Source organism: Marinactinospora endophytica, from assembly GCF_054780875.1.
On the sequence record NZ_BAAGVM010000005.1, the window covers coordinates 412,889 to 437,781 of the forward strand.

Sequence of the window (24,893 nt, forward strand, 5' to 3'; positions counted from 1 at the left end):
GAGAACGCTCGTTCTCCCCGGCAAGGAAGCAGAGGCCCGGTGGACGCCGACCCGATCCGCGAACGTGTGCTCGATGCCGCCGACGCCCTCTTCTACCAGCAGGGCATCCAGGCCGTGGGCATGGACGCCATCCGGGCACGGGCCGAGGTCTCCCTCAAACGGCTCTACCAGTGCTTTCCCGCCAAGGAAGCGCTCGTCGCCGCCTATCTGCGACGCCGCGACGAACGCTGGATCACGGCCCTGACCGACTTCGTGGAGAACACCCCCGCGACCACTCCCCGCGTTTGCGCGGTGTTCGACTTCCTCGCCGCCTGGTTCGCCAGCCCCGGCTTTCGGGGGTGCGCCTTCGTCAACGCCTTCGGCGAGCTCGGCGCGGTCTCGCCGCTGGCCGTCCAGGCCCTGCGGTCGCACAAGGAGCGCCTGCGGACCCGGCTGGTCGCGCTGGCGCGGCGTGATGGCGCGGCCGATCCGGAGTCGGCCGCGGCTCATCTCCTGTTCCTGGTCGATGGTGCGATCGTCGCCGCTTCGGCCGGTACCGTCGCCGATCCCGCGGGCACGGCCCGGGAGGCGGCCCGGCGTGTGGTGACAGCGGGCTGAACCGGTGCCACCGCCGGCGTTCCGGGAACCGCCACGCGGCGCAGGGCGGGCAGGTCGAGGACGACGATCCTGCGGTATCCCGGCTCGACGATGCCGCGGCGGCGCAGGAAACCCAGCTCGCGGTGGACCGTCGGTTCCGACGCGGCGATGAGCGAGGCGAGTTCGCCCTGGGTCAGGTCGACGTCGATGCGCACCCGTCCGCCTTCGACCCGGCCGTACTGGTCGGCCAGGTCCGACAGCACACGGCTCAGACGCTGCCGGGCGGAATGGGTGGCCGCCTCGATGAAACGCTGCTCGGACTCGCGTAGGAGCCGGGCGAGGTAGCCGCTGACGGCCAGGGCGGTCTCGGAGTCGCGTTCGACGAAACGGCGGAGCCGCTCCGCGCCGATCGCCACGGCCTGCACCGCGTCGACGGAGACGACGTTGTGCTGCCAGGTGTGTGGACGGAGCAGTTCCAGCACGCCCAGAAGGTCTCCGGAACCACGGATCGCGAGGAGGACCGAACGGCCCTCCTCGGTGGCGGCGCTGATTTTGGCGTGGCCGCGCAGAAGCAGGTAGACGATGTCGCCGACCTCCCCCTGTCGGGCGATGGGGTCGCCTGGGCCGTAGGTGCGCAACCGGCCCAGGCCGAGAATCCGACGGCGGGTTTCACGGCGCAGCTGGCCCAGGAACCGCTGTGGCGGCGGATTTCCCGGGCCCGGCTGCACCGCGGTGAGATGCTCAACCATAGAAAGCCGAGACAATAGCCGGAATCGCGCCGCACAGTATGGCGACTGCGGTGATGATCGACGCGATCGAACGGACGGTGGCGGGTTTCCGGCTGAGCCGGGCGACGATGAAGCCGACAAGGAAGATTACCGCGAGGGAGACGACCCCCGCTATGACGATGGGAACATGTTCCATAGGGTTCTCCGTTTTCTCCGCCGAGCCCACGATTGGCCATCCTGTCCCCGCGGAAGGCGATTGGCCCTGGTAGATGGGGCCGCCGTTCCGTGTGACAAGTTGAGGAAAGATTAAAAGGCATGATCCGGATGGTCCAGTCACCTGGAATTCCATCCATACCCGGAAACGGAGAAAGGCAGGATCCCGCGGGCTACCACCTCCGCGAAATCCTGCCTGAAGCCGGAGACCGGGCTCGGCGAAGAACTCGGCTCAGCAGACATACTGTCCCCCGAGGCGTTGCCGGAGACATCCTCAAATGAGGAAAAGCCTGAAAATGCCCGTGTCCGGATCGGGCACTTCCCCGCAGGGCGGGTATCACCTGGGGAATGCGGACGACCGTTTCCAGATTTCCGTGACAGTCACCTCTTCCCCACCCGTCTCAGGACCCTCCCCCTCGACCGCCGCCGCCCCGCGCTCCCCCTTGCGACGGCGGCCTTCCCGACCGGCGATGACGAAATTCCGCCCCGCCCCTCAACCGGAAAGGACCATCCCTTCCCGCGCCCTTTACGGAAAACGACGTCGGTGGGACGGGACAGCGCCGTACGTCACCGGTCGACCCCCCGTACTGCGAACGCAGTAGAGAGAAAGCCTCGTTTGAGATGACGACAACCCGTCCCACGACCGGGCAGAGTTCTTCCATGCCCACCGCACGCCTTCGCCCGACTCCCCCTCCCCGCGCCCGGCACCCGCGGGAGAGGTTCCTGGCGGCATGAACGACTTTTGGATCGCCGTCGCCCTTTCGGTCGTCTCCGCGCTGTGCTACGGCGGTGGCGCCGTGGCACAACGGCGTCTGGCCTCCCTGCTCAACGGGCGCTCCCGCACCCGCTCGGCCCTGCGCGCGCTGTTGGAGCAACGTCTGTGGTGGCTGTCGGTGGCGTTGAACGCCCTCGGCGCGCTCCTCCACGCGGTCGCGCTCGTCTACGGAGCGCTGATCGTGGTGCAGCCCCTGGGCACCTTGACCCTGGTGTTCGCGCTGCCCTGGTCGGCCTGGCTGGCCGGCCGCAGGGTCGGCCCCCGCGAGTGGCATGGCGCGGTTCTGACCGTGCTCGCCCTGGCCGTCATGCTCGCCACCACCTCCCAGGACAGCTCCGGACACCCGCTGCGGGACGACTCCGTTCCCCTGGTCCTGCTCCTCACGCTCGCCGTCCTGGCGGTCATGGGCCTGGCCGCCTCACGCACCGCCCACCCCGTCCGGCGCAGCCTGCTGTTCGCGGCCGCCTCGGGCGTGGCCTTCGGGGTCGCCTCGGCGCTGACCAAGACGGTGCTGACCCAGTTCTCCCTCTCCGGCCCCATGGGCCTGGTGGACTGGTCCCCCGTCGGGCTCGCGCTGCTGGCCTGCGCGGGCCTGCTGCTGTCCCAGGCCGCCTACCGGGACATGGGCGTGGGCGCTCCCCTGGCCACGATGACGCTGGCCAACCCGGCCACCGCGGTCGTCGTGGGAGTGGTGTTCATGGACGAGACCTACCTGGCCGGCGTCTGGGGCGCCGGGGTGAGCCTGCTCGCCGGGATCGTGGCGGTGCGCGGAATCGTGCTGCTGTCCACCCCCGAGCCCGCCGCCCCGGCCCCCTCCCTGACGTCCCGTCGCTGAAGGCCACCTGCCGGCACGCTAACGGCCTTCAGCGACGGGGCCCGCCCTCAAAGGGGGAACCCGCGGCCGGGCCAGTCCGGTCTGGTAGGCCATGACCACCAGTTGGGCGCGGTCACGCGCCCCGAGTTTGACCATGGCCCGGTTGGCGTGGGTCTTGACCGTGAGCGGGGCGACGACAAGCCGCTCGGCGATCTCGTCGTTGGACAGCCCTTCGGCGACGAGCCCGACCACCTCGCGTTCTCGCGCGGTCAGCGCCGATACGCGCTCGGGGGCGATGCCCGGGCCCGGTTCGGGCTGGTCCAGGAAGTGCTCGATGAGGCTCCGGGTGGCCTTGGGGGACAGCAGCGCATCCCCCCGCTCGACCTGGCGGATGGCCGCCAGCAGCTCGGCCGGTTCCACGCTCTTGCCGAGAAAGCCACTGGCCCCCGCCCGTAGCGCCTGGAACACGTACTCGTCGATCTCGAAGGTGGTGAGGATGAGTATGCGTACCCCTGCCAGGCTCTCATCTGCGGTGATGGCCCGGGTCGCGGCCAGGCCGTCGATCCCCGGCATGCGGATGTCCATGAGGATCACGTCGCACCGGCAGCGGCGGGCCAGGTCGATCGCCTCACCGCCACTGGCGGCCTCGCCGACGACCTCCATGTCGGGCGCGGAGTCGATGAGTACCCGAAACCCGGCGCGGATCAGCGTCTGGTCGTCGACCAGCAGGACCCGTATCGTCACGTCCGCGCCCCCGTCTCCGCCGCCGGGAGCACCGCGCGGACCAAGAACCCGCCCGTCTCCAGCGGCCCGGCGTGCAGCGTCCCGCCCACGGCCGTCACCCGCTCGCGCATCCCCACCAGCCCCAGCCCCGTGCCACGCGCCTCCTCCCCTCGACCGGCCGCCCCGGCGTGGTCGTTGCGCACCTCCACGGTCAGGGTGTCACCGGTGTAGTCCAACAGGAGCCGTGCGGGCGATCCACCACCGTGCTTGTGGACGTTGGTCAACGACTCCTGGAGGACACGGTAGGCGACGAGGTCCACCCCCAGGGACACCGCCCGTGGCTCACCGCGCACCTCGCAGTCGACCCGCAGCCCCGTTGAGGCGAACGTCTCCAGTAGCGCGGCGAACTGGGACAGGCCGGGCGCCGGCTCGGTAGGCGCGTCCGGCTCGCCGGATTGACGCAACACCCCCAACAGCACCCCCAGCTCTTCCAGCACCTCCCGGCCCGAATGGCGGACGTGCGCCAGCGCCTGCTCGGCCGCCGCGGGATCGCTACGCAACAGATGCGCGGCCACCCCCGACTGCACGTTGACCAACGCGATGTGGTGGGCGATGACGTCGTGCAGCTCCCGGGCGATGCGCAACCGTTCCTCGGCCACCCGGCGCCGCGCCTCCTCCTCCCGCGTCTGCTCGGCCCGGCGCGCCCGCTCGACCATCTCGGCGACATAGGCGCGCCTGCTCCGGGTGGCGTCCCCCAGCGCCAACGCCATCCCCAGCCACACCAGCCAGACCAGCCTCTCCGGCCCCCACAGCGGTCCCGGGCTCCACAGGGCCTGGCCGAGCAGCGCCCCGGCCGCGGCGACGCACCCGACGGCCAGCCCGGGGCCGCGCGCGCACCGAAGACCGGCCGTGAACACCACCACCCCCTGGGCCAGCAGGAAGGGGAGCCGTGGAAGGGACAACACCCCCAACGACAGCAGTACCCCCCCGGTCACCACCAGGGCCGCGGTGACCGGGTGGCGCCGGCGCAGCAGCAACGGCGGAAACGTCATCGCCACCGCGACCACGGCCAGCGGCGGGAGAACGGGAGTGATACCGGGGTGCGGCCCGACCAGGCACGGCGAGGCCAAGAAGACCACCAGCACGAGGTCACCCACCCACCGCACCACCGACATGGCCCCTTGCGACGGGGATCGAGAAAGCAGCACGTAGGGAAAGCTATCCGCCCGGTAGCAGGAACCGTGTTCCAGGTGGGGAAGGAACCCCTGTACCCGTGGCCCCTCCCACCCCCGAACTGTCCGTCTTGCCCGGGAAACTCCCGCGGTCGATGTGGTTCACCTCTTCCCTCACTCCACACGGCTGAATGAGAAACCGGGCGTACGCCCTCGTCCGCAGCCGAACCGGAGGAATCCACATGCGTTTCAACCGTCGCCGCGCGGCACTGCTCGCCACCATCCCACTGGCCGCACTCTCACTCACCGCCCTCCCGGCCACCGCCGCCAGCGCCCCGGCGGCGACCGTGAGCCGCTACGTCCCCCTCGCCGGCACCTCCGCCGACGCCACAGCCGCACGCAACGCCGGATGCGAAGAGGGCAAGACCGGACGCGGCGGAGTGCGCATCCTGTTCTTCGGCACCCAGGAGAAGAACAACGTGCTGCGCCACCCCGGCACACGCGCCGACAGCTCCACACCCCGCGTCCCCGCCGCGCAGGCCGCCGCCTTCGCCGCCCAGTGGGCCGAAGGGTTCACCTCCTGCCGGACCGGCACGGCACAGGCCATCCTCGCCCTGGGGGTCAACAACAAGTCCGACGGAGGCGTGGGGGGTGCCGATGCGGGCCGCGCCTGGGCCCGCGTGGTGGAGGACGCCGCCAAGACGGTCCCGGCGGGACCGGTCTCCATCGCCGCGGCCTTCGACGCCGAACCCGTCTGGTCGGACCGGGCCTGGGCCCGCGGCTGGGTCGACGCCTTCACCGGCGCCACCTCGCGCAGCCTGTACGCGGCCAACTCCGCCGACGGCTGCCCCGGCTACGGCTCGTCGTCGACCTCGTGCAGCAACGGCTGGAGCCTGGCCGACCTCCACTACGTCGCCACCGGCGCCGCCCCCTCGATCCGCGCGATCCCCCAGATCTACCGGACCGACGGCATCCAGGCCCGCCAGTGGGCGGCGATCAGCGCCTGGGGGGCCAGGTCCGGCAAGGGCAACGTCCGCTTCGTCGGCGCGATGTCCCAGCGCAAGGCCTGCGAACAGCGAGGCGGCTGTTCCACCACGAACAACACCCCACAGGCCGCCTGGACCCAGCTCTATGAGGAGCTCAACTCCCACTCCGACACCAAGGTGGCCGAGCTGCCCTACTCCACGGACATGCGCTGGCCCTGAGGCACCACGCGGGTGTGGACGTTTCGACGTCCGCACCCGCGCCGGTTAGACCGGAAGGTCCACGGCGTCGACCAGCCGGTGCGCGCCGATGAACATCGAGGCGACGAGCAGCCCGGCCCGGTGCGCCTCGGCCCCACGGTGACTCGCGGTGGCGTCGCGCACGATCCAGGGGCCGTAACCGTGCTCGAAGGCGTCCACCGCCGACTTCAGCACGCAGTTCTCGGTGGCGATACCGCAGAACACCAGGTCGCTCCACCCTCCTCGGGCGAAGATCCTCGCACCGCCGTCGGCAAAGGCGCTGTAGACGGTCTTGTCGATGACCGCGCACGCCTCGTCCAGGTAGGGCACGAGCTCGTCGACGATGTCGGTTTCGGGCGCCCGCCGCAGCCGCGACCAGTTCAGCAGGCGCTCATGGGGGCTGCCCTCGGGGTTGCTGTAGCGCACGAACACGGTGGCGCCGCCGGCCCTGCGCCAACGGCCGACCAGGTCGGCGACCACCGGCACGACATGGCGGCTCGCGCTCGTCACGAAGCCGTTCTGCATGTCGATGACGACCAGAGCGGTCACGGCCGGGTCCACTCCCTCATTTTAGAGGGGCCGGCCCGGGCGGAGGCGGCCCGCTGCGCCGCGCGCCGACGCCGGCCGGCAGATCGATGAACCCGTTCCGCGCGGGCCCGACCGGCCGCATCCCGTCTCCGGCCCGGCCCTTTGTGACCAGGCCGACCACAACGAAGTCCCCTGTGGATCCCAGGGGGCGCAACCCGCATAGGTCGACCGCGGCCAAGAGTCGGGCGAGGTCGGCCGGCTCCACCCCGGCCCAATGTGTTGTGGAGGGCTGTCGAGGTCGGCGGCCACGACACCGAGAGGCGGTGCGGGCCTGGGCCGTGCGGCCGGCGCCCTTGGGAAGGCACCGGCGTGGCAGGACGCCGGTGTTCTCGCGAGGACGGGGAGCCGTGGACGGTCGTCCCGAAGCCCTGGTTCCAGGTCGGCGAGCGCACCAGGTGGACGGAGGGCGTCTTGGGACGGTGGCGAGCGGACCGCACAGGCGTGCTCGACAGCGCCGGCGCGCTCGGAGCGGCCGGGGCCGACGGTGCCCCGCCGCCCACGCGCGGCAGGCCGGATTCGGTGGAGATGCCCTTCCCAGGCATGGAACACCGCCCGGCGCGCGCCCTGTCCACGCTGGCGCGCACGGCATCGGGAACGCGCGGAGCCGGACCGGGAGGTCGAAGACTACGCGGGGACGGCTCGCCCACCGCGCGGTGCCCCTTCTGCCGGTTCCGTCGGCCACGGCGCGCCGCCCGGGCTCCCACAGGCGACGGCGCCGCCACCGGGATCGGCCCCACAAGACGTGGCCGGCGGCCAGCGCGCCCTCCCGCCCTGGCCGGCAAGCGTGGACCCCGGGTGGATCTCCCGCGCCGTCGCATGCCGCTCACTCCCGGCCTTCGCGGCCGGTTCCCGTCCGGCTTCACTGGGGCGGGGGTGGCGCGGCGGCCGCGGCGTAGCGGCGGGCCAGACGCGCGAAGGCCCGTTCCAGCTCCACCGGGCCGACGACCTCGATGTCGGCGTCGAACCTGCCGATGGTGGCGGCCAGCGCGGTCCACGACCACGAGCCCAGGACGAGCCGGCAGCGGCCGGGACCGGCCTCCTCGACGGTTCCGTCGAAGACATAGGGGGACACTTCGGCGGCGGGCAGGTCGAGGATCACCTCGCCCCGGCAGGGCCACCCGCCGGTGCCGTCGAAACCTTGGAACCTGCCGGCCACGAAGGCGGCCACATCCGCCGCGGGCAGCTCACGCGGGGTGAAGCGGGGCCCGGTGGGGGCGCGCGTGACGACACGGTCGGCGCGAAAGACGCGCCAGTCCGCGCGGTCGAGGTCCCAGGCGACGAGGTACCACCGCCCGCCCCAGGCGACGAGGTGGTGCGGCTCCACCCTCCGCGGCGGGGGGTCGGCGCGGGTCTCGCCGGCGGCGCCCCGCGGGCTCGTGTAGTCGAAGCGGAGCACCTCGCGAGCGTGGACGGCGGCGCCGATCGTCGCGAGCACGTCGCCGCCGGCCTGCGAGACAGGCCGGGCCGTGGGTTGTTGGACCGCGGTGACCTGGAGGGTGTCGATCCGGTGGCGTAGCCGTGCGGGCATGACCTGCCGGACGGTGTCCAGGGCGCGTGCCGCGGCCTCCTGGATACCGGCACCGGTCGTGGTGGCGGCGATCTGTAGCGCGATGGCCAGGGCGACGGCCTGCTCGTCGTCGAACAGCAGCGGAGGCAGTCGCGCACCGGCGTCGAGCCGGTAGCCGCCGTGGGGTCCCTTGAAGGCCGTAATGGGGTAGCCGAGTTCACGCAGGCGGTCGACATCGCGGCGCAGGGTGCGCTGGCTGACCTCCAACCGCTCGGCCAGCAGCGCCCCGGGCCAGTCCTGGCGCGCCTGCAACAGCGAGAGCAACAGCAGCAGTCGTGTCGAGGTCTTCTGCACGGTTCCACGATGCCCCAAGTAGCGGACACAACCTGACCTCTTCCACTGTCACGGTGGTCACCGAGCGGGGCCGGCGAACCGATCGACACGATCGTCGTCGCCCACGGGCGCCTTGGCGCCCCACGGCCCGGCCCCGCGGAAGTGAACAGGAACGATGACCCCGAAGGCCGAGGAGCCGAGCATGTCCATCAACGTTGTGACCCACCTGAACTTCCGGGGCGAGGCCCGCGCGGCGCTCACCTTCTACCAGTCGGTGTTCGGCGGGGAGATGGCCGTGGTCACCTACAAGGACGCCGGGAACGTCCAGGACCCCTCCCAGGCGGACCAGGTGATGTGGGGCCAGGTGAGCGCGGACAACGGGTTCCAGGTGATGGCCTACGACGTGCCCGGGCAGATGCCGTGGAACCAGGGCGAGAACGCGTTCTTCGTCTCGGTCCGCGGTGAGCGGGCCGAGGAGATCAACGCCTACTGGGAGAAGCTGACCGAGGGCTCGACCGTCGTGGTGCCGATGGGGCCCGCGCAGTGGGCGAGCCGGTACGGGATGCTGACGGACCGGTTCGGCGTCACCTGGGTGCTGGACGTCTTGGGTGGAGACGACGCGTCCTGACCCCGTGTCCGGGTGGCGGGCACCCGCCACCCGGACGGTACCCCGGCGGCCGCGCGCCGGACGCGTCATTTCCCGGGTGGCGCGCGCAAAGCCGGGGACGCGGCCAAAGCGCGGCGCCGTGGCAGGAGGAGGCTGTTCACAGCCTCCGCTCAAAACACAGGGAACGCGGCGCGTCGGCGTAGGGCCCGTAACAGGGGATGGGGTGGTAGCCCGAAGCGGTGTAAAGACCGATCGCCTCGTGCTGGGCGTCACCGGTCTCCAGCCGCAACACCTCCCAGCCCAGCCCGCGCGCCCGTTCCTCCAGGGCGGACAGGACCAGCCGCGACAGGCCGCGCCCCCGCCGGTTGGGGCGCACGTACATGCGTTTGACCTCGCCGACGGCGCCGCCCAGGTGGCGCAGCGCGCCACAGGCCACGGCCGTGCCGTCACCGGCGCGGGCCACCAGCATCACGGTGACATCGGCCGCGCTGGGTTTGGGGCCCGGTTCGCTGTCGGCCACCCCGTAGCGGGCGGAGATCTCGCGCTGCTGGGCTTGGCGCAACGCGCCCGCCTCGGGGTCGTCCCAGGCGACGGGGAGGATGGTGACGCTGGGGGCGGGGTCCTTGGCGTTGCGGAGCCTGGTCATGCCATGACGCTATACCGACGGCCGTCCTCACCATGAGGCTCCTACCAGGCCGAACCCCATGATCTCAGGCACCTTTCCCGCAGAACACATGTCGGACGCGGTGAACGCCGGGGACGCGGCGGTGCTCTTCTCCCACCCCCAGGCCGGCGACGCCCCTTCCTCACCATATGAGTGGGACTGGCACCACTGCGTCCCACCGCGACGGTCCAGCACAATGGAATCCCCACCCCACCGTTTGGGCTGACCGTTTCAGCGAGAGGATCCCCATGGCCGCCAAGGACGATCGGGCCGACCGCGTACGCCTGACCGGCCTGGGACTCAACCTCGTCCCCCTGGCCGTCACCGGCCTGATCCTGGCCGTGCTGGTCCTCGTCTCGGTCCTTTCGATGGTGGTGTGGATCGGCCTGCCGCTGCTGCTGGTAAGCCTCACCCTGACGCGGGGTCTGGCCGACGTCCACCGCACCATCGCCGGACAGCTGTTGGGCGAGCCGATCCCGCGCCCCTACCTGCCCACCCCCGCCTCCCAAGGCGTCAGCGGCATCACCAGACGGGTCGCGGTCGTACTCCGCGATCCCGCCACCTGGCGCGACTTCGCCTGGCTGTGGCTCAACGGCGTCTTCGGCCTTCTACTGGCACTGCTGCCGGCCGCTCTGTTCCTCGGCGGCCTCTTCACCCTCGCCATGCCCCTGCAACTGCCGTTCCTGCCCGACGACGCCACACTGCACGTGGGACTGGTCCCGGTCTCCACCCCCACCACGGCTGTGGCCGCCGCCCTCCAGGGATTCCTCCTACTGGCGGCGTTCTGGGTGGGGACTCCCCACCTCATCCGCGCCCACGCCCACCTGGCCCGCTGGCTGCTGACCCCCGCCGAGAAGGCCCGCCTGGCCGCGCGCGTCGCCCACCTGTCGGCCTCCCGCGCCGACACCGTCGACGCCCAGGCCTCAGAGATACGCCGGATCGAACGCGACCTGCACGACGGCGCGCAGGCCCGCCTGGTCGCGCTGGGCATGAGCCTGGGCATGGCCGAGGAGGCGCTCACACGCGACCCCGTCCAAGCCCGGCGCATGCTCGCCGAGGCGCGCGAATCCACCCGGATGGCGCTCACCGAGCTACGCGACCTCGTCCGCGGCATCCACCCGCCGGTGCTCGTGGAGCGTGGCCTGGAAGGCGCGGTGCAGGCCCTGGCCATCACCCAGCACCTACCGATCGACGTCGACATCCACCTGCCGGGCCGGCTTCCCGATCCGCTGGAATCGGCCGCCTACTTCGCGGTGGCCGAGTTCCTCGCCAACACCGCCAAGCACTCCGGGGCACAGCGGGCCTGGGTGCGCGTCAACCACGGCAACGGCCGGCTGGTGATGGTGGTCGGCGATGACGGCAAGGGCGGGGCGCAGGCGACCGCCGGCGGCGGCCTGGCCGGAATCCGACGCCGCCTGTCGGCGTTCGACGGCAGCATGCATCTGCTCAGCCCGCAGGGCGGCCCCACCATCGTCACCGTCACCCTGCCGCTGCCCCCCACCCCGGCGGGCGGCGCCTGAGCGATCCTCCGAGCAGACGCGACGGCCCGCATCGGCCCGATCACCGCCCCCTAGCATGGTCCCGGTGCGTTTCCGCTCGAACCGGCAGCCGGCCGGTCGCGCCCCCTGAACGGAGTCACGCGTGCGCGTCGTCATCGCCGAGGACCTCGCCCTACTACGCGACGGCCTGATCCGCCTCCTACAGGCCCATGACTGCGAGGTCGTCTCGGCCGTGGACAACGGCCCCGACCTGCTGGCCGCGCTGCTGGAGCAACGTCCCGACGTCGCCGTGGTCGACGTCCGCCTGCCCCCCACCTTCACCGACGAGGGACTCCAGGCCGCGATCACCGCCCGCCGCCGGGTGCCCGGGCTTCCCGTACTGGTGCTCTCCCAGCACGTCGAACAGCTCTACGCCCGCGAGCTGCTGTCCGGCGGCCAGGGCGGCGTGGGCTACCTGCTCAAAGACCGGGTCTTCGACGTGGGCCAGTTCGTCGACGCGGTACGCCGTGTCGCCGCCGGCGGCACCGCCATGGACCCCGAGGTCATCTCCCAGCTCCTGGCCAAACAGGCCCCCTCCGGCCCGTTGGCCACCCTCACCTCCCGCGAACGCGAGGTGTTGGGGGAGATGGCCGAGGGACGGTCCAACTCCGCGATCGCCGCCCGCCTGTTCATCACCGACAAGGCCGTCAGCAAGCACATCAACAACATCTTCGCCAAACTCGACCTTCCTCCCTCCCCCGATGACAGCCGCCGCGTCCTGGCCGTCTTGACCTACCTCAACGGGTGAGAACACGCCGGAGCCGGCGCGGGGACGGTCCGCGCCGGCTCCGTGGAGGTGAGGTCTGCTACGACGAACGCCCGGGGGGAAACGCCCCGCCCGGGGGCACCGGGCCGGGCCGGCCCGTCCCACCCGGCGACGGCCGGCCGGGTTCACCCGGCGGGACCGCGCCAGGACGTCCGGTGTCCTGCCCCTGGGGGACCGAACCGCGGTAGGCGCCGGTGGCGACCCCACGCGACTCGATGAACTCCTTGAACTTCTTCATGTCGCCCTTGGTGCGCGTCTTGACGATGCCGAGCTTGTCCCCGAGCTTTTCGACGATCCCCTCGGGGACCGTCTCCAGCTGCAGCGTCACCCGGCTGCGGGTGTCGTCGAGCCGGTGGAAGGTCACCACGCCGGCGTGGGTGGCACCGTCGGTGCTGCGCCAGGCGATGCGCTCGTCGGAAATCTGCTCGGTGATGACGGCGTCGAACTCGCGCCGCTGGCCGCCGATGTCGATGACCCAGTGGGTGTGCGTGTCGTCCTGCTGGCGGACCTGTGACACGCCCTCCATGAACTGCGGGAACGACTCGAACTGGGTCCACTGGTCATAGGCGACTCGTACGGGTACGTCGACCTCAACGGTTTCGATGACCTCGGACACGATCTCTCTTCCCTGTCTCGGCTGCTCGTGTCCGCCGCGTCGCCGCCGGCGCGCTGTGGCCGGCTCGACGGGTTTGCTCAGACGGCGGACCCTTTCGCCGCCTCCGCTACCCCGCCCGCGACGCGGTTAACTCCCCGACGCCCAAGCGGCCTCCTCACTGTTCCTCCCGCACCGTCTCCACCTGGTACATCGCCGCGATCTCCTCGGCGAAGGCCCGCAGGACCGCGTCGCGCCGCAACCGTCCCGAGGCCAGCACCAGGCCGCTGTGGAGGCTGAAGGGTTCGGGCAGCACGTGGAAGGAGCGGATCGCCGAACGCGGGTCCACCTCGGCGTTGGCGGCGCGCACCGCCTGGTCGATCTCCTCGCGCAGCAGCGGGTCGGCGGCCAGCTCGGCCGGTGTCGCCGACAGCGACCGCCCGTTGACCAGCCGCCAGTACTCCAGCTGGTCGCGGTCCAAGGTGAGCAGCGCGCCGGTGTGCGCGAAACCCCGGTCCATCACCATCGCCTGTCCGATCAGGGGATGCTCCAGCAGCGCCGCCTCCAGGCGGAGGGCCACCCCATCCTCGGCTTGTGGCCCGCCCCGGGTTGGGGAGAGCGCTCCCCGCACGCTCAGCCGTCCCTCGCCGTCGACCTCGCCGCGGACCCCCGTGGCCAGCCAGCCCTCCTCGCGGCCGTCGTCCCCGGACTCGCCCCACCAGCCGGGGGAGACCAGCGGGCCGCGCACCAGCACCTCCCCCTCGGCCGACACCCGCACCTGCGCGCCGGGCAGCGCGCGGCCTCCCGTTCCCGCGCCGTCCACGGCGGTGTCCAGGAGGAAGGGGCCGCTGGTGGTGGCCAGCCCGAACCCGTGCACCACCGCGATCCCCGCCTCGGCGTAGCGGCGCGCCACCGGCTCCGGCGGCCTTTCCCCCGCACACACCACCACGGTGGCGCGCCCGCCCAGCGCCTCGCGTAGCCGCGTGTGGGGCCGCTCCTGGCGTGAGCGGGCCACCAGCCGCCAGGCGCCGCGTCGCCTCTCCCCCGCGGCCGGGGTCTCCCGGCCGGGACCGACCGGCTCGCCCCCGCCGATCCGCTCCAGGACGCGCGGGTGGGTGAGGACCACCTCGGGAGACGTCTCGCGGGCGTCGCGTTCCACGCTCCGGCCCGGTCCGGCCAGCACCGCGCGCGCCCGCGCCAGGACGCATCCCGTGATCGCGACCAGCCACAGCGGGGCGGCGGGCGGCAGGTGCACCAGCGCGCCGGCCTGGCCGTCTCCGCCGCGCAGGGGGCCCACCACCTCCACGACGCCCTGCGCGGCGGCCAGCAGGTTGCCGTGGGTCACGACCACGCCGCGCACCCGCGGCCGGGTGCTCGCCGGATAGACGATCGCCGCGGGGTCGGCTCTCCTGGTCTCCTCCCGGCGGAACCGCACCGCGGAGGGGTCGATGTAGGCGCCGGGGCGGGTGATCGCCTCGATTCCTTCACGGTCCAGCCGCCAGATGCGGCCCAGGTCGTGCAGTTCGCGTTGGAGGGCGGCCACCTCACCGGCGTGGCGGCCATCGGGCAGCACCACCGCCGCGGGGCGGCAGTCGCGCACGAGGTGGGCCAGGCGCGTGGCGGGGCAGGCCGGGTGCACCGGGACCACCACCGCGCGCACCGCCCACAGCGCGAACGCCAGGAGCGGCCAGGCGTAACCGCCGACGCCCACCACCACGACCCGGTCCCCCGAGCCGACGCCGGCGGCGATGAGCCCTTTGGCCACGGCGGTGACGTCACGCAGGAACCCGGTGGTGGTGACGTCGACCCACTGCTCATGGACGCGGTGGGTGAACGCCGGCGCGCGCGGCGCCTCGTGCGCGTTGCGGTAGACCAGGTCGGCCAGCCCACTGGGGGTGACCGATGGGTCGTTACGCTCCGCCCGTGCCTGCCCCATCCCTGCCACTCCTCACACACGGTGGGTCACCGGGGTGAGCGGCCCGTCGAATACGCGTCATCGCCTGGAGGTGACCCGCCGTGCGCGCCCCCCGTCACGTTCCAGCAAGGCGGATTGTATAGAGACCGCCGCGATCAGTGCACGTCCATACATAAATGGAGAAAACCAGACAAGGTGCTCTGCTCTTCTGGGCTGTCCGGAAACACTCACCACAGGTGACGGCCCCGGCGCGCCCCACGGCGAACAAGCCCACGCCCCCACCGGCGCTCCCCAAGACACGACCGCGGCCCCGGGCTCCCACACGCCCTTGGACACGACGAAGGCGCGGGAGGAAGCGCCGTTGCTCCCACCCGCGCCTTCACTGGTGCCTACCGCGCCTCGTCCCCCTGCGACGAGACCCTTCGGGCCCAGGTCACACCGCGCGCGCCTGGCCCCGCACCATCGCGCGCGCGAACAGCGCCAACGAGGCCACCGCCGTCAACAACATGACCAGCGACATGCTCACCAGCGACGCCTCCCCCGTGGGGGTCAGCCCCGCGGTGGCGGCCAGCCCGCCACCGATGGCGAACTGCAACGTGCCCAGCAGGGCCGAGGCCGACCCGCCGTCGGCCGCCGACTGGCTGGAGATCGCCATGCTGGTGGCGTTGGGCGAAATGAACCCGGTGAAGAACATCATCACGAACAGGATCGCGGTGACCGACAACAACCCGGCGTGCCCGCTCATCCCCAGCGCGACCAGCGCCACGATCGCGGCGAGGCTGCCGACCAGACCGCCCAGCAGCCGACGCGAGGTGTGCACCTTGCCGATGAGGGCGACGTTGACCTGGTTCCCGATGATCATGCCCAGGGTGTTCACCCCGAAGATCAGGCTGAACTGCTGCGCGGTGGCCCCCAGCTCGTTTTGCGACACGAAGGAGAACGCGGAGATGTAGGTGAACGTCATCCCAAAGCTCAGCGACAGCGTCAACGTGGGCGCGATGAAACGCGGGTCACGCAACTGCCGGCCGAAGGTGCGCACCATCGAGGAGACGTCCAACGCGCGCCGCTCTCCCGCGGGCAGGCTCTCGGGCAGCGCGGCCAGCACCAAGACGAAGCTGACCAGACCCGACAGGCCCAGCGCCACGAATATCATCTGCCAGGGACCCACCAGCAGCAGCTGGCCGCCCAGGACAGGGCCGAGCATCGGCGCCAGACCCGTCACCAACGCCAGCTTGGAGAAGAAACGCGCCGCGGCGTCACCGTCGAACATGTCGCGCACGATCGCCCGGGAGATGACCGCGCCGGCGGCACCGGCCAGCCCCTGCACGAACCGGATGACGATGAACGCCTCGGCCGAGGGCACCAGCGCGCAGGCGAAGGAGGTGAGCGTGAACACCGCCACGCCGACCAGCAGCGGAACCCGCCGCCCCCACACGTCACTGAGCGGCCCGATCACCAGCTGGCCCAGTGCCATGCCGACCATGATCGCGGTCAACGTCAACTGGATCCGCGACTCCGGCGCACCCAGATCCGCGGCGATCTGCGGAAACGCCGGCAGATACAAGTCCGTGGCCAACGGCCCGGTCGCCGCCAGAACTCCCAGGACGAACACCAACAGCGCCACCGAACGGCGCGGGCGCGGCCCACCCGGGACCACGCCATCGTGACGTGGACGCAGACGTGGACGTGTGAGGACATGCGTCATTGAATCTCCACAACGAAGCAGGGGTGAAGTAATTAGGAAGAAAAGGGAGAGGAATCGGACCCGACCGCGTGATAGTCCACGCCTCGAATGGGCGCGTCCGCACTCTCCCCGAAACGGGATCCGCCGTGTGCACCACGGCTTCACGGGATGTGTAGTCCTGCGCTTCCCGCCGGATCCACGTGATCTGCGCTATGGGCCGAAGATATCCGCCGCGCACTTCCGTGACCGGAAAGGCACGCCCTGACCAGGGCTTTTTACGTGTCTTAGACCAAGACACCGCGTCCTAGAGCAGGACACGTCGCGTGCAACACGACGCTACCCGCGAAGTAGTCCGGGTTTGCACGCCAAACCGGGGTGATCTGCGCTACGCCGCACACCTCTTGACGGTCACGCGCGCGTAAGCGACGGTGAACGCCTTCACCATGCGACGCCCCGGACACAGCGATAGCGTGCGACGGACCGAAGACATTCCCACCCCGCGCGAAGAACCCATGCGACGCCCCGGACACCACCACCCCCTCGCGCGCCGCGCCCGCGGGGACCGGCCCGCCGCACCCCGGCAGGCCAGGCGCTCCCCCACCACAGCCCCCGCCACGGCCACCCCCACCCGCCCGCGGGCGAGTAATCCACATCACGCGACTAAGTCCGGCCAATACGGATTGCCGGGGACATAGGACGTGTTGGCGATGGTGCCGGCCCGGGCCGCCGGACGGCCCATCCTGCCCCCATCTCGTTCCCGAGGAGCCTTTGTGACGTCACCCGCGTCATCCCCGCCCGCCACGGACCTGGCCTCCCCACAGGCGCCACAGCCACGCCCGCGCCGCTCGGTGGCGCTACTCGTGCTGGTCCTGGGAACCCTCACCGCGACCGGGCCGTTGGCCACGGACTTGTATCTGCCGGCGTTTCCGCAGATCGCCGCGGATCTGGGTGCTCCGGAGTCGCGGATCCAGTTGACGTTGACCGCGATCATGGTCGGCATGGCACTGGGCCAGCTCGCCATCGGCCCGATGAGCGACGCCTGGGGCCGGCGCATCCCCCTGCTGGTCGGCGTGGCGGTGTTCACGCTCACCTCCTTCGCCTGCGCGCTGGTGACCTCCGCCGAGGCGTTCATCGCCATCCGGTTCCTCCAAGGCGTCGCAGGCGCGGCCGGCGCGGTCATCTCCCGGGCGATCGTGCGCGACATGTTCGACGGCGACACCGCCGCCCGCTTCTTCTCCCGGCTCATGCTCGTCAGCGGCCTGGCGCCGATGCTCGGCCCCGTCCTGGGCGGCCAGCTGCTGCTGGTGGGCCCCTGGCAGATGCTGTTCGTCGTGCTGGGCGCCGTCAGCGCGCTGAGCATGGCCGTGGTCTTCTTCGGCCTGCCCGAGAGCCTGCCCGCCCACCAACGGCGCCGCCAAGGCCCCAAGGCGCTCCTGGGCACCCTGGCCGGCCTGCTCCGCGACGTCCGGTTCATCGGCCCGACCCTGACCCTGTCGCTGAGCTTCGCGATGATGTTCACCTACATCTCCGCGTTCTCCTTCGTGTCGCAAAACGAGCTGGGCGTCAGCGCCCAGGGCTACAGCCTCATGTTCGCGGTCAACACGATCGGCCTGATCGCCGGAACCCAGGTCAACGCCGCCCTCATCGGCAAGGTCACCACCTCGCGGCTGCTCCTGTTCGGCCTGGTGGGCGCCCTGGGCGCGGTCGCGGTGGTGGGCGCGTTGACCGCCACGGGACTGGCCTCCCCCGTGACGTTGACCGCCGCGTTGTTCGTGATGATGTTCGGCGTGGGACTGGTCTTCCCCAACGCGACCACGCTGGCGATCTCCAGCCAGCCGGCCGCCGTGGCCGGCAGCGCCTCGGCCCTGGTGGGATCGCTGCAGTTCGCACTGGGCGGCGGCCTGTCCTCACTGGCCGGGCTGACCTCCACCGGCGAGGCGTCACTGGCGAGCATGAGCGCCGTCATGGCCGGCACCGGCCTGCTCGCGCTCGCGGTCTTCGTCGCCTCGGCCCTGCTGGGCCGCCGCAAGGCGCGCGCCACCGCCTGACCCCGCCACGACGCGACGAAAACAGCGGACGTCCCCCGCGTGGTGCGGGGGACGTCCGCTTCACCGAGCCACGGCGACCACGCCCCGCCTACCCGGCCAGCAACTCCCGCAGCGCCTTGGCCACCGCGGCCGGGTCCTCCTCGGCCATGAAATGGCCACACTCCACCGTGACATGGCGCAGATCCGGCGCCCAGGCCCGCCACACCCCGGCAGCGTCATAGCCCAACGCCGCCCCCCAATCCTGCTGGAGCACCAGCACCGGCATGCCCAGCCGGTTCCCCGCAGCCCGGTCGGCCTGGTCGTCCTCCACATCGACACCGGCCGAGGCCCGGTAGTCGGCGACGATGGAGTCGACGGCGCCACGCGACGCCCTCAGATAGGCGGCGCGCACCTCGGCGGGGATCGCCCGCGGGTCACGCGCCCACAGGTCGAGGAAATGCCCGAAGAACACGTCGGGCTCGGCCCCGATCAACCGCTCGGGCAGCCCCGGCGGCTGGGCCATCAAATACAGGTGGAAGCCCACCGCCGCCGACACCCCGCTCATCACCTCCCACGTGTCCACGGTCGGCACCACGTCGAGCAGGGCGAGACGGGTAATGGCGTCGGGATGGTCCAGGCCCGCCCGGAAGGCGACCAGGGCACCCCGGTCATGGCCGGCCAACGCGAAACGCTCATGGCCCAAGGCGCGCGCCAACGCCACAACGTCAGCCGCCATGTTCCGCTTGGAATAGACCCGCCCATCGACGTCGGCCGGCTTGTCACTGTCGCCATACCCGCGCAGGTCCGGGCAGATGACCCGGTACTCGCCGGCCAGGTCGGCCGCCACATGCCGCCACATCAGATGGGTCTGGGGAAACCCGTGCAAGAGCACGACCGGCTCCCCCGCGCCGCCAACAGCGACGTTGAGCTCCACCCCCGGCGCGACCTGAACACGCCGATAGTCAAATCCATCAATGATCGGTTCCACGGTGATGCCTTTCCGAATCGAAGGTCCACCCGAAACCCTGCCGCACCCACCTCAGCCACCAATGAGCAACCGATGAGTGCCCAGGCCACGAGGGTCGCACCACACCCGCGAGCCGATAGATTGGCGACATGGGAGGGGAAGGAACGGGCACACACCTCTCCTTCGCCGTGCTAGGCCCACTGGAAGTCCACGACGGCAACGGGCCACTCGCCCTCAAAGGACCACGCCACCGCGAGGTCCTGGCCCGACTCATCGCCGCCGAAGGCCGCGTCGTCCCCCTCGACCAGCTCATCGACGACCTGTGGGACGTCCCCCCACCCGGCGCGACGGCCGCGATACGCACCTTCGTCTCCGCCCTGCGCCGCACCCTGGAACCCCACCGCCCCCCACGCCGGCCCGCCCGCCTCCTGGTGACCGCCCCACCCGGCTACGCCCTGCGGACCACCCCCCACACCGTCGACGCCCAACGCTTCGAAACCGCCACCGCGGACAGCGGCACCCTCCTCGAAGAAGCAGACCCCGCCCGCGCGCTGTCCACCCTGGAGGAGGCCCTCGCCCTGTGGAGGGGCCCCGCCTACGCCGAGTTCGCCGACCGGCCATGGGCCCGCGGCATCGCCGAACGGCTGGAGGAGACACGCCTGGTGGCCGTGGAACGACGCGCCGAGGCGCTGCTGAACCTCGGCCGCCACAACGAAGCCGTCCCCCTCCTCCACACCCACACCCTCGCCCACCCGCTACGCGAGGACGCCTGGCGACAGCTCGCCCTGGCCCTGTACCGCAGCGGCCAACAGGCCCAAGCCCTCACCGCGCTACGCCGCGCCCGCGACATCCTCGCCGACGAACTCGGCGTGGACCCCGGTCCCCGGCTGCGCCGCGTCCACGACGACATCCTCGCCCACGCCCCCCACCTCGCCCCACCCCGCCCGCCCGCACCCCCCTCCCACCTCCTCCTCGGCCGAGACCGCGAACTGCGCTGCCTGGAACAGGCCGCCGCCACCGCCACGCGCACCACAACGCCCACAACGGTCCTGATCAGCGGCGACCCCGGGACCGGCAAGACCGCCCTGGCCGAAGCGTTCACCCACCGAATGGCGACACGGGGATGGACCACCGCCTGGGGCCGCGCACCCGAACACGACGGAGCGCCCGGCACCTGGCCCTGGACACAGATCGCCACCACACTGACCGCAACCGCCCCCACCACCCCACCCCCCGAACCCGACCCCGTGACAACCCGCTTCCACGCCCTGCGCGCCGCCACCGACCTCATCGCCCACACCACCCGGCGCGGCCCCCTCCTCCTCGTCTTCGACGACCTGCACCAGGCGGGCGAGGAGACCCTCGAACTGTTCACCACCCTGGCCGCCCACACCCCACCCGGCCCCCTCCTCCTGGTCGGCACCCACCACCCCGGCACGAACCGGCCCCCGCTGACCGCCGCCCTCGCCCGCCTCGCCCCCCACGAACCAGACCGCATCCACCTGCGGGGCCTGACCCGACCGGCCACCGACGACCTCGTACGCGCCATCACCGGCCACGACGTCACCCCGCACCACCTCGCGCTGATCCACCGGCGCAGCGACGGCAACCCCTTCTTCGCCCGCGAACTCGCCCGCCTCCTACGCAGCCGAGGAGCCGACGCCCTAGACGCGATCCCCGCCGGAGTGGGCGATATCATCCACCACCGCCTCGCCACACTGCCCCGCCCCGCCCGGCGACTCCTGGACCAGGCCGCCGTGATCGGCCGCGACGTCGACCCCGCCATCCTGGCCGCCCTCGCCGACGACGAGGAGGAACTCCTCGACACCCTGGACACCGTCCTGCTCGCCGGCTTCCTCACCGAAGAGGGCGCCACCGGACTGCGCTTCACCCACCTCCTGGTACGCGACGCCATCTACGACGCGATGTCACACGCCCGCCGGACACGCCGGCACGCCGCCGTCGCCGCGGCCCTGGAGACCCTGCGCCCCGGCGACAACGCCGCCCTCGCCCACCACTACGGCCGCGCCGGCACCCCCGCCGCCGCCCGACGCGCCGCACACCACGCCCGCCTCGCGGCGCTCCACGCCCAACGCCACTTCGCCCCCTACGAGGCCGCCCGACTGTGGCGGGCCGCCGCCACCGCCCACGACCGCTCGGCAACCACCGACCTGCGCGGCCGACTGGAGGCGACCATGGGCATGGCGCGGGCACTGGCGGTGACCGGCCGCCTGGACGAGGCCCGCCGGCAACGCTCACACGCCCTCACCACAGCCGCGCAGCTCGGCGACCCCCACCTCACCGCGCAGGTCCTCACCACCTTCGACGTCCCCGCCGTCTGGACCCGCGGCGACGACCCCGAACTGGCCCAACGCATCGCCGACACCGCCCGCACCACCCTGGACGCCCTCCCCCGCAACGACGCACACCAGCGCGCCCGCCTGCTGAGCACCATCGCCCTGGAGCTGCGCGCCACCCCCCACGGCCGCCGCGCCGCCCTCCAGGCCGAGACCATCGCCCGCGGCCTCGACGACCCCGGCCTGCTCGCCCTGGCCCTCAACGCCCGCTTCCTCCAGTCCTTCGACCGCACCGGGCTCGCCCCGCAACGCGCCGAGATCGGCACCGAACTACTCGACCTGGCCACCCGACACGACCTGGTGACCTTCGAGATCCTGGGCCACCTCATCCTCCTGCAGGCCCACAGCGCCCGCGCCGACCTCGCCTCCGCCGACACCCACACCACGGCCCTGGACAGGCTGGGCGACCGCCACGAGATCCCGCTCATCGGCGTGTTCACCCAGGGCTACACGGCGCTACGGCTGGCCATCGCGGGCAACCGGGACGAGGCCGCATCCGCCTACCACGCCACCGACGCCCTGCTCGCCACATCCGGCATGCCCGGCATGCGCCACGGCCTGCTTTCCCTGGCCCTGGCCAGCCTGCACCTGCCCGGCCCCGCCCCCACCACCACGCCACACGACTCTCCCTACGCGCCATGGCTCCTCGCGCTGACCACCCCGCAGGCTCCCACCCCGCCCCCGCCGCCCCGCGGCCACCTCGACGAAGCACTCACCTGCCTGGCCGCCCAAGCCGCGATCACCGCGAACGACCACGCCGCCATGGACCGCGCCTACCGGCGCCTCCTGCCCGCGGCGCCGGAGCTGGCCGGCGCGGGCAGCGGCCTGCTGACCATGGGACCCGTCGCCCACCACCTCGGCGACCTGGCCGCCGCCCAGGGACGCCCGGACGACGCCGCGGCCCACTACCGTCAGGCCAGGCGCGTCGCCCTCACGGCGGGATCCGCCCTCTGGGCCGACGCCGCGCGCACGGCAACGCGCGCCCTGCGCTGATCCGAAAACCGGCCTGCGCCCCGGGGGCGCAGGCCGCTCACCGCACCGCGTCCAGCCGCCGCAGATGCCCACGGCGCGCCACCAGAACCAGCATCCCCGCCAGACAGCACAACGCCCCCACCAGGTAGGGCAGCGACGGATGCACCTTCTCCCCCAGCTCCGTGGCCACGAACGGCGCCAACGCGCCCCCCATCCAACGCACGAAGTTGTACCCGGCCGAGGCCACCGGCCGCGGCGCCTGCGACACCTCCATCGCCGCCTCGGTGAACACCGTGTTGTTCAACCCGATCGGCACACCGGTCAAGACCACGAACACCACGACCTCCACCCGGCCGCCCAACGCGATCGCCACCTGCAACACCAGCAACAACCCCAACGCCAGGTGCAACGTCGCCACCGTGCCGATACGCCGCTGCACGCGCGGAGCCACCACCACCGACGACACCGCCACCAGCACGCCCCAGGCGAAGAACACCGCGCCGATCCCATAGGGCGACATGCCCAACACGAACGGCGTGAACGCCAACACGGTGAAGAACGCGAAGTTGTAGAACAAGGCCGTCACCGAGGTCGTCGCCAACCCTCCGTGCGCCAACGCCCGCAACGGATCCGACAACCGCGTCCGCGTCGCCGGCCGCGGCGGCGCCGTCAGCAGGACCAGGATCGACACGAAACCCGCCGCCATGAGCGCCGCCGTCCCAAAGAACGGCATCCGCCAATGCCATCCGCCCAACAGCGCCCCCAACAGCGGCCCCGAGGCGATCCCGACCCCCAACGCGGCCTCATACAGCACGATCGCCGCGGAGGCCCCACCGCTGGAGGCGCCCACGATGACCGCCAGCGCCGTCGCCACGAACAGGGCGTTGCCCAGCCCCCAGCCCGCGCGAAACCCGATCAGCTCCCCCACCGACTGCGAGGAGCCCGACAGCGCCGCGAACACCACCACGATGGCCAGCCCCACCAGCAGGGTCGCCTTACCGCCGATACGGCTGGAGACGAATCCGGTGACCAGCATCGCCACCGCCGTGACCAGGAAGTAACTGGTGAACAGCAACGAGACCTGACTGGGCGAGGCCGCCAGCCCCTGGGCGATCGAGGGCAGGATCGGATCAACCAGGCCGATCCCCATAAAGGCGACTACCGCCGCGAACGCTGTCGCCCACACCGCGCGGGGCTGACGCCACGGACTCGCCCGAAACGACCCTGGGGACGGGGAACCGGATAACTCGGTGTCGGCACGGGTGGACATGACCTTCGCACTACCTCTTCGAACGAGACGAGACCGGCCGCCGGCCTCAACCGCCGGCGCAGATCCTGGACAGCACCGGCAGCGCCGCCGCCAGCGCGGCACGCTCCGACTCCCCCAACGCCTCCAGCCGCTCCGCCAGGAAGGCGGTCCGCGCGGCCCTGCCCGCGGCCAGCAGGTCACGACCGCGCGAGGTCAACCCCACCGTCACCACCCGGGCGTCATCGGTGTCGACCCCACGACAGACCGCCTCGACCTCCTCCAACCGCGACACGTGCGCGGTCATCGTGGGCGCGCGCACACCGTGCTCGCGGGCCAGTTCGGTCACCCTGCGCGGGCCGGCCTCCAACGACCCCAGGATTCCCAGCTGCTGGGCGGAGACCGGCTGTTCCGCCGTCACCTGACGAAGAAGGAGGACGAGATCGCGAAGGACGAGGGAGAACCCCTCGGCCAGTTCACGGGGATCGGATCGCACGCCCCGACTATAACTTAGCTAGGCTAACTAAACAAATGGGTGAAGGTCACTCCCACCACCCACAACAGCCACCCCCTCCCCGAACCACCACCCCGCACAGCCCGAACAGACCACCACCCGCCATCCTGGACACCACTCACCCCCCAGAAAGGCACACCATGCCCACCACCCCCCACCTCATCGACCTCCACGCCAACCGCGCCTGGCCCGCCACCACCACCCGCCACCACCACGGCTGGCTCCTACGCCACACCCCCGGCGTCACCCGCAACCGCTCCAACTCCGCCCTCCCACCACACCCCCAGCACCACCCCCACCACCACATCGACGCCATCGAAACCTTCTACACCCAACGCGGCCTCACCCCCCGCATCCAAGTCACCCCCGCACACCAACACACCGAACTCGAC

At 71.7% G+C, this 24,893-nt stretch carries 22 protein-coding genes; 9 read left to right on the forward strand and 13 right to left on the reverse strand.

The window, feature by feature from the left end:
* Positions 1-39: 39 nt before the first annotated feature.
* Positions 40-597: a TetR/AcrR family transcriptional regulator gene (locus tag ACYVHU_RS12825; RefSeq protein WP_498948550.1), complete on the forward strand. Its 558-nt coding sequence runs from the start codon at positions 40-42 to the stop codon at positions 595-597.
* On the opposite strand, the gene ACYVHU_RS12830 is transcribed toward ACYVHU_RS12825, so the two are convergent.
* Together ACYVHU_RS12830 and ACYVHU_RS12835 are read right to left on the reverse strand one after the other, a co-directional pair.
* The gene (locus tag ACYVHU_RS12830) at positions 486-1,325 is read right to left on the reverse strand and encodes a Crp/Fnr family transcriptional regulator (RefSeq protein ID WP_498948551.1); all 840 of its coding nucleotides are present in this window, start codon (positions 1,323-1,325) and stop codon (positions 486-488) included. The two genes, ACYVHU_RS12825 and ACYVHU_RS12830, sit on opposite strands and share 112 nt — an antisense overlap.
* Entirely contained in the window at positions 1,318-1,500 is a 183-nt protein-coding gene (locus ACYVHU_RS12835; protein ID WP_498948553.1) for a hypothetical protein, read from the reverse strand. The genes ACYVHU_RS12830 and ACYVHU_RS12835 overlap by 8 nt, the downstream gene beginning before the upstream one ends.
* Positions 1,501-2,248: 748 nt before the next feature.
* On the opposite strand from ACYVHU_RS12835, the gene ACYVHU_RS12840 reads away from it, so the two are divergent.
* The gene (locus tag ACYVHU_RS12840) at positions 2,249-3,127 is read left to right on the forward strand and encodes a DMT family transporter (protein WP_078761071.1); all 879 of its coding nucleotides are present in this window, start codon (positions 2,249-2,251) and stop codon (positions 3,125-3,127) included.
* Positions 3,128-3,145: 18 nt separating this feature from the next.
* Here the strand turns inward: ACYVHU_RS12840 and ACYVHU_RS12845 are convergent, their stop codons facing one another.
* A complete protein-coding gene (locus ACYVHU_RS12845; RefSeq protein WP_432940719.1) occupies positions 3,146-3,850 on the reverse strand; it encodes a response regulator in 705 nt (234 codons plus the stop codon).
* Positions 3,847-5,037, reverse strand: a complete 1,191-nt coding sequence (locus ACYVHU_RS12850) for a sensor histidine kinase (protein WP_200813572.1) — start codon at positions 5,035-5,037, stop codon at positions 3,847-3,849. The genes ACYVHU_RS12845 and ACYVHU_RS12850 overlap by 4 nt, the downstream gene beginning before the upstream one ends.
* 206 nt (positions 5,038-5,243) lie before the next feature.
* Here ACYVHU_RS12850 and ACYVHU_RS12855 point away from each other — a divergent pair, with 206 nt between their 5' ends.
* Positions 5,244-6,206 (forward strand): hypothetical protein, encoded by a 963-nt coding sequence (locus ACYVHU_RS12855; RefSeq protein ID WP_235000861.1) that lies wholly within the window; start codon positions 5,244-5,246, stop codon positions 6,204-6,206.
* 45 nt (positions 6,207-6,251) lie between these two features.
* On the opposite strand, the gene ACYVHU_RS12860 is transcribed toward ACYVHU_RS12855, so the two are convergent.
* Complete coding sequence (locus ACYVHU_RS12860) at positions 6,252-6,785, reverse strand: cysteine hydrolase family protein (protein ID WP_078761068.1); 534 nt, start codon at positions 6,783-6,785, stop codon at positions 6,252-6,254.
* 886 nt (positions 6,786-7,671) lie between these two features.
* On the reverse strand, positions 7,672-8,673 hold the full coding sequence (locus tag ACYVHU_RS12865) for a helix-turn-helix transcriptional regulator (RefSeq protein ID WP_078761067.1): 1,002 nt from the start codon (positions 8,671-8,673) through the stop codon (positions 7,672-7,674).
* Positions 8,674-8,854: 181 nt separating this feature from the next.
* On the opposite strand from ACYVHU_RS12865, the gene ACYVHU_RS12870 reads away from it, so the two are divergent.
* A complete protein-coding gene (locus tag ACYVHU_RS12870) occupies positions 8,855-9,280 on the forward strand; it encodes a VOC family protein (protein ID WP_078761358.1) in 426 nt (141 codons plus the stop codon).
* 136 nt (positions 9,281-9,416) lie between these two features.
* On the opposite strand, the gene ACYVHU_RS12875 is transcribed toward ACYVHU_RS12870, so the two are convergent.
* Positions 9,417-9,905 carry a GNAT family N-acetyltransferase gene (locus tag ACYVHU_RS12875; protein ID WP_498948557.1) on the reverse strand — a complete coding sequence of 163 codons (489 nt, stop codon included), beginning with the start codon at positions 9,903-9,905 and terminating at the stop codon, positions 9,417-9,419.
* A 266-nt stretch (positions 9,906-10,171) separates the two neighbouring features.
* On the opposite strand from ACYVHU_RS12875, the gene ACYVHU_RS12880 reads away from it, so the two are divergent.
* On the forward strand, positions 10,172-11,443 hold the full coding sequence (locus ACYVHU_RS12880) for a sensor histidine kinase (RefSeq protein ID WP_078761065.1): 1,272 nt from the start codon (positions 10,172-10,174) through the stop codon (positions 11,441-11,443).
* Positions 11,444-11,564: 121 nt separating this feature from the next.
* Positions 11,565-12,209, forward strand: a complete 645-nt coding sequence (locus tag ACYVHU_RS12885; RefSeq protein ID WP_078761064.1) for a LuxR C-terminal-related transcriptional regulator — start codon at positions 11,565-11,567, stop codon at positions 12,207-12,209.
* 58 nt (positions 12,210-12,267) lie between these two features.
* Here the strand turns inward: ACYVHU_RS12885 and ACYVHU_RS12890 are convergent, their stop codons facing one another.
* The 3 genes from ACYVHU_RS12890 to ACYVHU_RS12900 all read right to left on the reverse strand — a co-directional run bounded on the left by ACYVHU_RS12890 (position 12,268) and on the right by ACYVHU_RS12900 (position 16,439).
* A complete protein-coding gene (locus tag ACYVHU_RS12890) occupies positions 12,268-12,843 on the reverse strand; it encodes an SRPBCC family protein (RefSeq protein WP_498948559.1) in 576 nt (191 codons plus the stop codon).
* 154 nt (positions 12,844-12,997) lie between these two features.
* Positions 12,998-14,755, reverse strand: coding sequence for an AMP-binding protein (locus tag ACYVHU_RS12895; RefSeq protein ID WP_078761062.1), 1,758 nt, complete (start codon positions 14,753-14,755; stop codon positions 12,998-13,000).
* Between the two features lie 412 nt (positions 14,756-15,167).
* Positions 15,168-16,439, reverse strand: a complete 1,272-nt coding sequence (locus ACYVHU_RS12900) for a multidrug effflux MFS transporter (RefSeq protein WP_432940735.1) — start codon at positions 16,437-16,439, stop codon at positions 15,168-15,170.
* A 749-nt stretch (positions 16,440-17,188) separates the two neighbouring features.
* On the opposite strand from ACYVHU_RS12900, the gene ACYVHU_RS12905 reads away from it, so the two are divergent.
* Positions 17,189-18,466: a multidrug effflux MFS transporter gene (locus tag ACYVHU_RS12905; protein WP_498948561.1), complete on the forward strand. Its 1,278-nt coding sequence runs from the start codon at positions 17,189-17,191 to the stop codon at positions 18,464-18,466.
* A gap of 88 nt (positions 18,467-18,554) precedes the next feature.
* On the opposite strand, the gene ACYVHU_RS12910 is transcribed toward ACYVHU_RS12905, so the two are convergent.
* Entirely contained in the window at positions 18,555-19,433 is an 879-nt protein-coding gene (locus tag ACYVHU_RS12910) for an alpha/beta fold hydrolase (protein WP_078761059.1), read from the reverse strand.
* A 128-nt stretch (positions 19,434-19,561) separates the two neighbouring features.
* On the opposite strand from ACYVHU_RS12910, the gene ACYVHU_RS12915 reads away from it, so the two are divergent.
* Entirely contained in the window at positions 19,562-22,762 is a 3,201-nt protein-coding gene (locus ACYVHU_RS12915; protein ID WP_498948563.1) for an ATP-binding protein, read from the forward strand.
* A 37-nt stretch (positions 22,763-22,799) separates the two neighbouring features.
* Here the strand turns inward: ACYVHU_RS12915 and ACYVHU_RS12920 are convergent, their stop codons facing one another.
* Both ACYVHU_RS12920 and ACYVHU_RS12925 read right to left on the reverse strand, forming a co-directional pair.
* Positions 22,800-24,011: an MFS transporter gene (locus ACYVHU_RS12920; protein ID WP_432940742.1), complete on the reverse strand. Its 1,212-nt coding sequence runs from the start codon at positions 24,009-24,011 to the stop codon at positions 22,800-22,802.
* 46 nt (positions 24,012-24,057) lie between these two features.
* Complete coding sequence (locus tag ACYVHU_RS12925) at positions 24,058-24,483, reverse strand: MarR family winged helix-turn-helix transcriptional regulator (protein ID WP_432940745.1); 426 nt, start codon at positions 24,481-24,483, stop codon at positions 24,058-24,060.
* 158 nt (positions 24,484-24,641) lie between these two features.
* Between ACYVHU_RS12925 and ACYVHU_RS12930 the strand changes: the two genes are divergently transcribed.
* The coding region (locus ACYVHU_RS12930) for a GNAT family N-acetyltransferase, cg3035/Rv0428c family (protein ID WP_498948565.1) at positions 24,642-24,893 on the forward strand (252 nt) is incomplete at its 3' end.

Excerpts from the sequence above, each read along its gene's own strand:
- ACYVHU_RS12835 (WP_498948553.1), bottom strand. The coding sequence starts at position 1,500 with ATGGAACATGTTCCCATCGTCATAGCGGGGGTCGTCTCCCTCGCGGTA.
- ACYVHU_RS12870 (WP_078761358.1), top strand. The coding sequence starts at position 8,855 with ATGTCCATCAACGTTGTGACCCACCTGAACTTCCGGGGCGAGGCCCGC.
- ACYVHU_RS12895 (WP_078761062.1), bottom strand. The coding sequence starts at position 14,755 with ATGGGGCAGGCACGGGCGGAGCGTAACGACCCATCGGTCACCCCCAGT.
- ACYVHU_RS12840 (WP_078761071.1), top strand. The coding sequence starts at position 2,249 with ATGAACGACTTTTGGATCGCCGTCGCCCTTTCGGTCGTCTCCGCGCTG.
- ACYVHU_RS12875 (WP_498948557.1), bottom strand. The coding sequence starts at position 9,905 with ATGACCAGGCTCCGCAACGCCAAGGACCCCGCCCCCAGCGTCACCATC.
- ACYVHU_RS12830 (WP_498948551.1), bottom strand. The coding sequence starts at position 1,325 with ATGGTTGAGCATCTCACCGCGGTGCAGCCGGGCCCGGGAAATCCGCCG.
- ACYVHU_RS12900 (WP_432940735.1), bottom strand. The coding sequence starts at position 16,439 with ATGACGCATGTCCTCACACGTCCACGTCTGCGTCCACGTCACGATGGC.
- ACYVHU_RS12880 (WP_078761065.1), top strand. The coding sequence starts at position 10,172 with ATGGCCGCCAAGGACGATCGGGCCGACCGCGTACGCCTGACCGGCCTG.
- ACYVHU_RS12915 (WP_498948563.1), top strand. The coding sequence starts at position 19,562 with ATGGGAGGGGAAGGAACGGGCACACACCTCTCCTTCGCCGTGCTAGGC.
- ACYVHU_RS12855 (WP_235000861.1), top strand. The coding sequence starts at position 5,244 with ATGCGTTTCAACCGTCGCCGCGCGGCACTGCTCGCCACCATCCCACTG.
- ACYVHU_RS12920 (WP_432940742.1), bottom strand. The coding sequence starts at position 24,011 with ATGTCCACCCGTGCCGACACCGAGTTATCCGGTTCCCCGTCCCCAGGG.